The organism is Streptomyces sp. NPDC050549 (genome assembly GCF_040655035.1).
Lineage (GTDB): Bacteria > Actinomycetota > Actinomycetes > Streptomycetales > Streptomycetaceae > Streptomyces.
This window is the reverse complement of the sequence record NZ_JBFAJD010000017.1, coordinates 73,483-80,731: the sequence shown is the minus strand read 5'-3', so window position 1 is coordinate 80,731 and position 7,249 is coordinate 73,483. Positions and strand designations below refer to the sequence as shown.

At 71.3% G+C, this 7,249-nt stretch carries 7 protein-coding genes; 3 read left to right on the top strand and 4 right to left on the bottom strand.

Annotation, left to right across the window (positions count from 1 at the left end; all coding sequences use genetic code 11):
- Window positions 1-8 precede the first annotated feature (8 nt).
- Window positions 9-212, top strand: a complete 204-nt coding sequence (locus AB0I51_RS24635; protein ID WP_362978500.1) for an MbtH family protein — start codon at window positions 9-11, stop codon at window positions 210-212.
- 59 nt (window positions 213-271) lie between these two features.
- Here the strand turns inward: AB0I51_RS24635 and AB0I51_RS24630 are convergent, their stop codons facing one another.
- Genes AB0I51_RS24630 through AB0I51_RS24620 form a run of 3 tightly spaced genes read right to left on the bottom strand, consistent with a single transcriptional unit; the run spans window position 272 to window position 4,892 of the window.
- Complete coding sequence (locus AB0I51_RS24630; protein WP_362978498.1) at window positions 272-1,348, bottom strand: iron-siderophore ABC transporter substrate-binding protein; 1,077 nt, start codon at window positions 1,346-1,348, stop codon at window positions 272-274.
- 47 nt (window positions 1,349-1,395) lie between these two features.
- On the bottom strand, window positions 1,396-3,186 hold the full coding sequence (locus AB0I51_RS24625) for an ABC transporter ATP-binding protein (protein WP_362978496.1): 1,791 nt from the start codon (window positions 3,184-3,186) through the stop codon (window positions 1,396-1,398).
- A complete protein-coding gene (locus AB0I51_RS24620; RefSeq protein ID WP_362978494.1) occupies window positions 3,183-4,892 on the bottom strand; it encodes an ABC transporter ATP-binding protein in 1,710 nt (569 codons plus the stop codon). The genes AB0I51_RS24625 and AB0I51_RS24620 overlap by 4 nt, the downstream gene beginning before the upstream one ends.
- Window positions 4,893-5,110: 218 nt before the next feature.
- On the opposite strand from AB0I51_RS24620, the gene AB0I51_RS24615 reads away from it, so the two are divergent.
- Window positions 5,111-5,755 (top strand): DedA family protein, encoded by a 645-nt coding sequence (locus AB0I51_RS24615; RefSeq protein WP_362978492.1) that lies wholly within the window; start codon window positions 5,111-5,113, stop codon window positions 5,753-5,755.
- Between the two features lie 58 nt (window positions 5,756-5,813).
- Here the strand turns inward: AB0I51_RS24615 and AB0I51_RS24610 are convergent, their stop codons facing one another.
- Entirely contained in the window at window positions 5,814-6,341 is a 528-nt protein-coding gene (locus AB0I51_RS24610) for a gamma carbonic anhydrase family protein (RefSeq protein WP_362978490.1), read from the bottom strand.
- A 108-nt stretch (window positions 6,342-6,449) separates the two neighbouring features.
- Here AB0I51_RS24610 and AB0I51_RS24605 point away from each other — a divergent pair, with 108 nt between their 5' ends.
- Window positions 6,450-7,247, top strand: coding sequence for an acyltransferase (locus tag AB0I51_RS24605; RefSeq protein WP_362978488.1), 798 nt, complete (start codon window positions 6,450-6,452; stop codon window positions 7,245-7,247).
- Window positions 7,248-7,249: the final 2 nt, after the last annotated feature.

Here is a 7,249-nt window from a genome sequence, read left to right as displayed (position 1 = left end):
CCCCCGACATGAGCAACCCGTTCGAGAACCCCGAAGGCGTCTACTCCGTCCTCGTCAACGACGAGGGCCAGTACAGCCTGTGGCCCGACTTCGTGGACGTGCCGGCCGGCTGGACGGTCGCTCACGGACCCGCCGCCCGGCAGGAGTGCCTGGACCACATCGAGGCCAACTGGACGGACATGCGGCCCAAGAGCCTGGTCGAGGGGGTCTGAGCACACGGAGGGGGGGCCGGTCCGAGTGTTGAACTCGGGCCGACCCCCCTTCCGTTGGGTCAGGAGGCGGGCTGCGCCACCTTCGTCGACGTCTTGCCGTCCACCGCCGCCGCGAGCTGCGGTACGAGGCGGTCCAGGACGTAGGGGATGCTCAACACCGTGGACAGGGACACGGCGTTGCCGTAGTCGCTGGTCTCCGTGATGAAGACCTCGCGGCCCTGCTTCACCACGTTCAGGTCGCCGTAGATCTTGTCGTCGTGCAGCTTGGTGACTGCCGTGGTGGTGTCCGGCACGATCCACACGGCGACCTTCTGGTCCAGCAGGTCGTAGCGCTCCTTGCTGATGTTGGCACCGAAGGTGTCACCGATGACCTTGTCGAGGCCCTTCGGCAGCGAGAAGCCCAGGTCGGACAGGAGCCGGGAGCGCGGGTCCTGGCTGCCGTAGACGAACACGCCCTCGTACGGGGTCGCCATCACGGCGGAAGCGCCGGCGAACGCGGGATCGGCCTTCTTCGCCGCGTCGAACTTGGCCTCGACGCCCGCCACCAGGGTCTTGGCCTCGGCGGCCTTGCCGAGCGCCTGCCCGATCTCCTCGGTCTGCTGCTGCCACGGCACGCCGTAGTCGTTGTATGCCTTCGGCTGCGCGACGACCGGCGCGAACTGCGACAGGCTCTGGTACTGGGCCCTGGTCAGGCCCGAGTAGACGGCCAGGATCAGATCGGGCTTCAGTGCGGCGATCTTCTCCACCTGCGGGCCGGTGCCGGTGTCCTTCAGGACGGTCGGCGCGGCAGCACCGCCCAACTTGTCCCGGGCCCACGGACCGATGGCGCCCTTGTAGCCGCCGAGCCACTCGGTCGTGCCGACCGGCACCTTGCCCAGGGCGAGGACGGCGTCCTGGTCGGTGAGGCCGACCGTGACGATGCGCTTGGGCTCGGACCTGATCGTCGTGCTGCCGAACTTGTGGGCGATCGTCACGGGGAACGCGTCGGCGGAGGCCTTCGCCTCCGAGCCCGATGTGCTGGAGGCGGACGAGGTGGAGTCGGAGCCGGAGGAGCCGCAGCCCACCGCCGTGACGGCCAGCAGGAGTACGGAGGCGAGCAGGCCGGACAGCCGGGAGGCTCTGGTGGCGCGGGGCATCGGATGATCCTTCTGTTCGTCGCGATGGGTCGGCGGGGGTGACGGGTTCAGGGGGTGCCGGAGGAGCGGCTGCCGGACCAGGCCTGCCAGAGAGCGGCGTACTGGCCCCGGGCGGCGAGGAGTTCGTCGTGCGTGCCGTTCTCCACGACCCGGCCGTCACCGAGGACGACCACCCGGTCCGCGGAGGCGGCCTGGCTGAGCCGGTGCGCCACGACCAGTGCCGTACGGCCGCGCAGGGCCTGTTCGGCGGCCTCGTCGAGCTGACGGGCGCCCGAACTGCCCGCCTCCGCCGTCGCCTCGTCGAGCACGACGACCGGCGGATCGGCCAACAGCAGCCGGGCCAGGGCGAGTTGCTGGGCGCGGTCGGCGGTCAGCCGATGACCGCCGTCACCCACGACCGTGTCCAGGCCCTCCGGCAGCGCCTCGGCCCAGCCGAGGGCGCCCACCGTGTCGAGCGCCTCCCGCAGTTCCTCGACATGCGCGTCCGGGCGGGCCAGCCGCAGATCGTCGACGAGCGGCCCGGCGAAGACATGGACCTCCTGCGTGACGAGCCCGACCAACTGCCCGGCCTCGTCCGGCTCTTCGCCGCCGACATCGATCCGGCCCGCCTGCGGGCGGTGCAGCCCCGCGACCAGCTTGGCGAGCGTCGTCTTGCCCGCACCGGTCGTCCCGACCAGCGCGACCCGCTCCTTGGGCCGGATCTCCAGGTCGACGTCGTGCAGCACCGGGCGGCCCGGCACATACGCGTGCGAGACACCCGTCAGCGTCACGGACGGCGGCCCGCCCGCGGTCGTACGGTCGACGGAGCGCCCGGTGACCACCGGCGCGGGTTCGTCCACGACCCCGACCAGCCGGGCCAGTCCGGCCGTCGCCGACTGGGCGTCGTCCAGCAGTACCAGCGCGGTGTTGACCGGCCCGAAGAGACTGTGGAAGTACAGCGCGGCGGCGGTGGCGGTACCGACCGAGGCGGAACCGTCGCGCACCAGCAGGAACCCGGTGACCAGGACGGCGGACAGCCCCAGGTACTCGGCGATGTGCAGTCGGCTGTAGAAGCGCAGCATCAGCCGTACCCCGCTCATCGTCAACTCCACTGCCGCGCGCGAGCGTTCGGTGACCTGCCGGGTGTGCCCCTGCTGCAGCCGGTAGGCCCGCACGGTCCGCGCCCCGCCGATGGTGTCCAGCAACTGCTGCTGCTGGGTCCCGGTCGCGATGCGCTCCTTGGCGTACAGGGGAACGGCGTTGCGCACATACCAGCGGGCGGTGTGCGCCTGCACCGGCACGGCGATCAGCGCGGCGAGCAGGAAGCGCCAGTCCAGCAGGGCGAGCGCGCCCAGCGTCAGCACGATCGACAGCGCGGACCGCGCCAGCTCGGGCAGCGCGCCGCGCACTGCGTCCGCGACCCGTGAAACGTCCCGCGTCACACGGGAGTTGAGGTCGCCGGACCCGGCCTTCTCGACCCGGTCCAGGGGCAGCGACAGCGCACGCTCGACGAACAGTTCACGCAGCCGGGCGAGCGCGGTCTCGCCGAGCCGGGACACCAGCGACATGCCGAGTGCGGTGGTCAGGCCCTGGACGAGGGCCACTCCGGCCAGTGCGACCACGGGCAGCGTGAGCGCGTCGGGGGAGCGGCGCTCGGTGACCACGTCGACGATATGGCCCAGCAGCGGCTGGGTGAGCAGCCCGACGGCCGTGGCGACCACCATCAGGCCGAACCCGGCGACGGCCAACCCCCGCTGCGGACGCAGGAGTTCACGGACCGCGGAGCGGGTCCGGGCGGGCGTGGCGGTGGGGAGCAGGGTGCGGTCGGAGCCCGCCGTCCCCATGTCTTCCGTCGTCATGCCAGCACCGCCGTCCGGTAGGTCGCGTCGGTCCGTACCAGCTCCGCGTGGGTGCCCTCGGCGCCGACGCGCCCGGCGTCGAGGAGGATCACGTGGTCGGTGACGGCGAGAAGCGCCGGGCTGTTGGTCACGACGATCGTGGTGCGGCCCTGCCGGAACTCGCGCAGCCCCTCCGCGATGCGGGCCTCGGTCACCGTGTCGACGGCAGTGGTCGGGTCGTGCACGACCAGGACGGGCGACCCGGCACGCAACGCCCGTGCCAGCAGAACGCGTTGACGCTGCCCGCCCGAGAGGGACCGGCCGCCCTCACCCACACCGGTGGCGGTGCCGTACGGCAGGGACTCGGCGACTTCGTCGGCGCGGGCGGCGGCCATGGCGCGCTCGGTGCGAAGGCCGGTCTCTCCGCTCTCCGGCTCCTCCTCCGGAGTCACGTTGGCCGCCAGCGAACCCTCGAACAGGGCCGCGTCATGGGCGGCGACCAGCACCGCCGCCCGAAGTCCCGTCGGATCCAGCCGAGTCAGCGCTACGCCGTCCAGCTCCACCGAACCCGACTCGGGGTCGGTCTCCCGGCCCAGGCAGCGCAACAGGGCCTCGGCGCCGGCCGGATCCGTCACCGCGATGCCGGTCAACTGCCCGGCGCGCAGGTCGAGATCGACGCCGTCGAGGCCGCCGAGCCGTAGGCCCCGCAGTCGCAGTTCACCGCGCACGGGCTCGGCGACCGGGTCGTCACCGTCAACGACGGCGGGCCCGGCGGCGAGCACCTCCGCGACCCGGGCGGCCGAGGCGCGGCCCTGCGCCAGCTCGGCGTTGACCCACGCGAACGTCTCCAACGGCCCCAGCAGGAACAGCGCGAGCCCCACCGCCGACACCAACTGCCCCAACGTAAGAGACCCGTTGAGGGCGAGCCGCCCGCCCACCAGGGCGATCAGCGCGATGAACCCACCCGTGAGCGCGAGCACGAGCCCGGTCTGCCAGGACTCGGCACGCGCCGAACGCAGCGTGGCGGCAAGGGAGATACGACTCGTACGCCGATACCGCTCGACGGCCGCCTGCTGAGCGCCCAGCCCCTTCAGTACCCGCAGCCCGGCCACCAGGTCGGCGGCCACGCCCGAGGCATGGGCGGCCCGGTCCTGCTCGGCCTCGCTGCGCCGCTCCAAGGGCTTGGACAGCAGATGCCCCAGCCACAGCAGAACAGGCGTCCCCAGCAGTACGATCAGTCCGAGCGTCACGGAGATCAGCAGCAGCGCGACGGCACTCACGGCGACGCCCGCGATCGCCCAAATCCCGCTCATCAAAGCCATGTTGACCGCGCCGACCCGCTTGGCGTCCTCGGTGGCCACGTTGGCGAGCTCGCCGGGCAGCCGTCCCTCCTCGGCCCCGCCGCGGGCATCGAGCACCCGGCCCACGATCGCCAACCGGAGTGTGTGCGCGGCCTCTTCGGCACCGCGCTCACCGGCCTTGGCGCCCAGCCGGAAACTCCACGACAGCGTCACGTACATGAGGGCCAGTACGCCGAGCCAGAGCATCAGACGTCCGGCGTTCCGACCGGCGACGGCCTGGTCGATGACGACACCGATGAGCACCGGCACCAGGGCTTCCCCCAGTTGGTGCACGCATCCGAGCGCCGAGCCGAGAGCGACGCTTCGTTGCTGTCCCTTGACCGAGCGCGCCAGGACGTCCCGCCCCGACAGTTCCCCTGCTCCCACCAGCCACCCTCCGGAAACCGGCCAACTTAGGCAAGGCTACCTTAAGTGAGTCGAGGGAGGTGGGAGCCCTTTCTGCCCGCCCAGTAGGTAACGGAGCGGTTCCGATGCGGTCGATCGGCGGGGCGTCGCCGCATGACGCCGAGCGGTAGGCTTCCCGAGTGTGCCCTTTTGCGCGGCGCACGCCCGCAAGGCAGTACGTGAATTCGGGAGGACCGGCGTTGCACGTCCAGGAATGGCTCGACACGGTTCCGCCGGTGGCCGTCTACGCCGTGGTGGCGCTGGTCATCGGGGTGGAGAGTCTGGGCATCCCGCTGCCGGGCGAGATCGTCCTGGTCTCGGCGGCACTGCTCTCCTCTCAGCACTCCGGCATCAACCCGATCGTCCTCGGGGCCTGCGCCAGCCTCGGCGCGGTGATCGGCGACTCCATCGGCTACGCGATCGGCCGCAAGGGCGGACGCCCCCTGCTCGCCTGGCTCGGCAACAAGTTCCCCGGGCACTTCAGCGAGGGCCATGTCGCCACCGCCGAGCGGTCCTTCGAAAAATGGGGCATGTGGGCCGTCTTCTTCGGCCGCTTCATCGCCCTGCTCCGCATCTTCGCCGGCCCGCTCGCAGGCGTACTGCACATGCCCTACTGGAAGTTCCTGACCGCCAACCTCCTCGGCGGAGTCATCTGGGCGGGCGGCACCACGGCAGTCGTCTACTACGTAGGAATCGTCGCCGAGGACTGGCTCAAGCGCTTCTCGTACTTCGGCCTGGCAGCAGCCGTCCTGGTGGGCCTGGCCTCGATGCTGATGGTCAGGCGCAAGGCCCAGAAGATGTCAGCAGAGAAGAACCAACCCGAACCAGTCAACGCCGGCGAGTAATTCAGGGGCGCGGGGAACTGCGCGACCAGCCACGACGAACCCGCACCCGCCGGCCGGTCTACGAGTGCACTTCCCGATGCGCCTTCGCCAACTCCGCATACATGGTCCCGTTGAGGGTCAACCCCTCCCGCTCCTCGGCACTCAACTCCCGCCGAACCTTCGCCGGCACCCCCGCGACCAGTGACCCCGCCGGCACAACCATCCCCTGCGGCACCAACGCCTGCGCGGCAACGAGCGAACCCGCCCCGATCACCGCCCCGTTGAGCACCGTGGCCCCCATCCCGATCAAGCAGTCGTCCTCAACGGTCGCCCCGTGCACAACGGCGTTGTGCCCCACGGACACCCGCTGCCCGACGCTCACCGGAAACCCGGGGTCGGCATGCAGCGTGCAGTTGTCCTGAATATTGCTGCTCGCCCCGACGGCGATCCGCTCGACGTCACCGCGCAACACGGCGCCGTACCAGACGCTCGCCCCCGCCGACACCGTCACATCCCCGATCACCGACGCCGTGGGGGCGACGAACGCATCCTCGTCGATCTTCGGTTCCCGGCCGCCGATGCCCGTGATCAACGCCTTGTGCGTCATCGTGCTCTCCCTCTCGTCGAAGACACCCGCACCGTACGTCATGCGGTAGGGCGAAGATCACAGCGGCCGGACCTCATGGGTGCGGCTCACGCTGAGTACCGTGAGCGGGTGCCCAAGCGCAAGAACACGTTCTCAGAATGGCGGCGCCACCTCGCGCAACGCGCCGTCCACGCGGGCTGGGCCTGGGTGCAGCGCACGGGCTCCGTGACCGCCGCACACCCCGGACGGTTCCGCTTCGGTGCGATGGGAACAGGTACCAGACTCGCCTTCCCGCTGGGCACCGTCTTCGGCGAACCGTGGATCCACCTCGGCGCCCACTGCATCGTCGGCGAGCAGGTCACCCTCACCGCGGGCCTGATGCCCGACCTCGACCTCGGCCCCGACCCCATCCTGCGCCTCGGCGACGGGGTGGTCCTCGGCCGCGGCAGCCATGTCATCGCGGACACGACGGTCACCATCGGCAGTGACTGCTACTTCGGCCCGTACGTCTACGTCACCTCCACGAACCATTCCTACGACGACCCGCACGAGCCCATCGGCAAGCAGTGGCCGCGCATGGAACCCGTCGAGATCGGCCCGGGCTGCTGGGTCGGCACCGGCGCGGTGATCCTGCCGGGTGCGCGGATCGGCCGGAACGTGGTGGTGGCGGCCGGCGCGGTGGTCCGGGGCACGGTGCCGGACCACGCCGTGGTGGCGGGCGCGCCCGCGCGGGTCGTACGCCGCTGGACTCCGGCCGAGGGCTGGCAGCCACCGCTGCGGACGCCCGCGCCGGTACCGATCCCCGAGGGCGTCACCCCTGACCAGCTGAACGCGCTCGCGGGCCTGGACGAGGAGACCGCGGCCCGGCTCGCCGAACTCGACGACGACACGATCGCGCGGCTGGCGGAACTGGACGCCGAGGCCTGAGG

Coding starts and splice junctions, on each gene's coding strand:
- AB0I51_RS24625 (WP_362978496.1), bottom strand. CDS start 3,186: ATGACGACGGAAGACATGGGGACGGCGGGCTCCGACCGCACCCTGCTC.
- AB0I51_RS24630 (WP_362978498.1), bottom strand. CDS start 1,348: ATGCCCCGCGCCACCAGAGCCTCCCGGCTGTCCGGCCTGCTCGCCTCC.
- AB0I51_RS24610 (WP_362978490.1), bottom strand. CDS start 6,341: ATGACGCACAAGGCGTTGATCACGGGCATCGGCGGCCGGGAACCGAAG.
- AB0I51_RS24635 (WP_362978500.1), top strand. CDS start 9: ATGAGCAACCCGTTCGAGAACCCCGAAGGCGTCTACTCCGTCCTCGTC.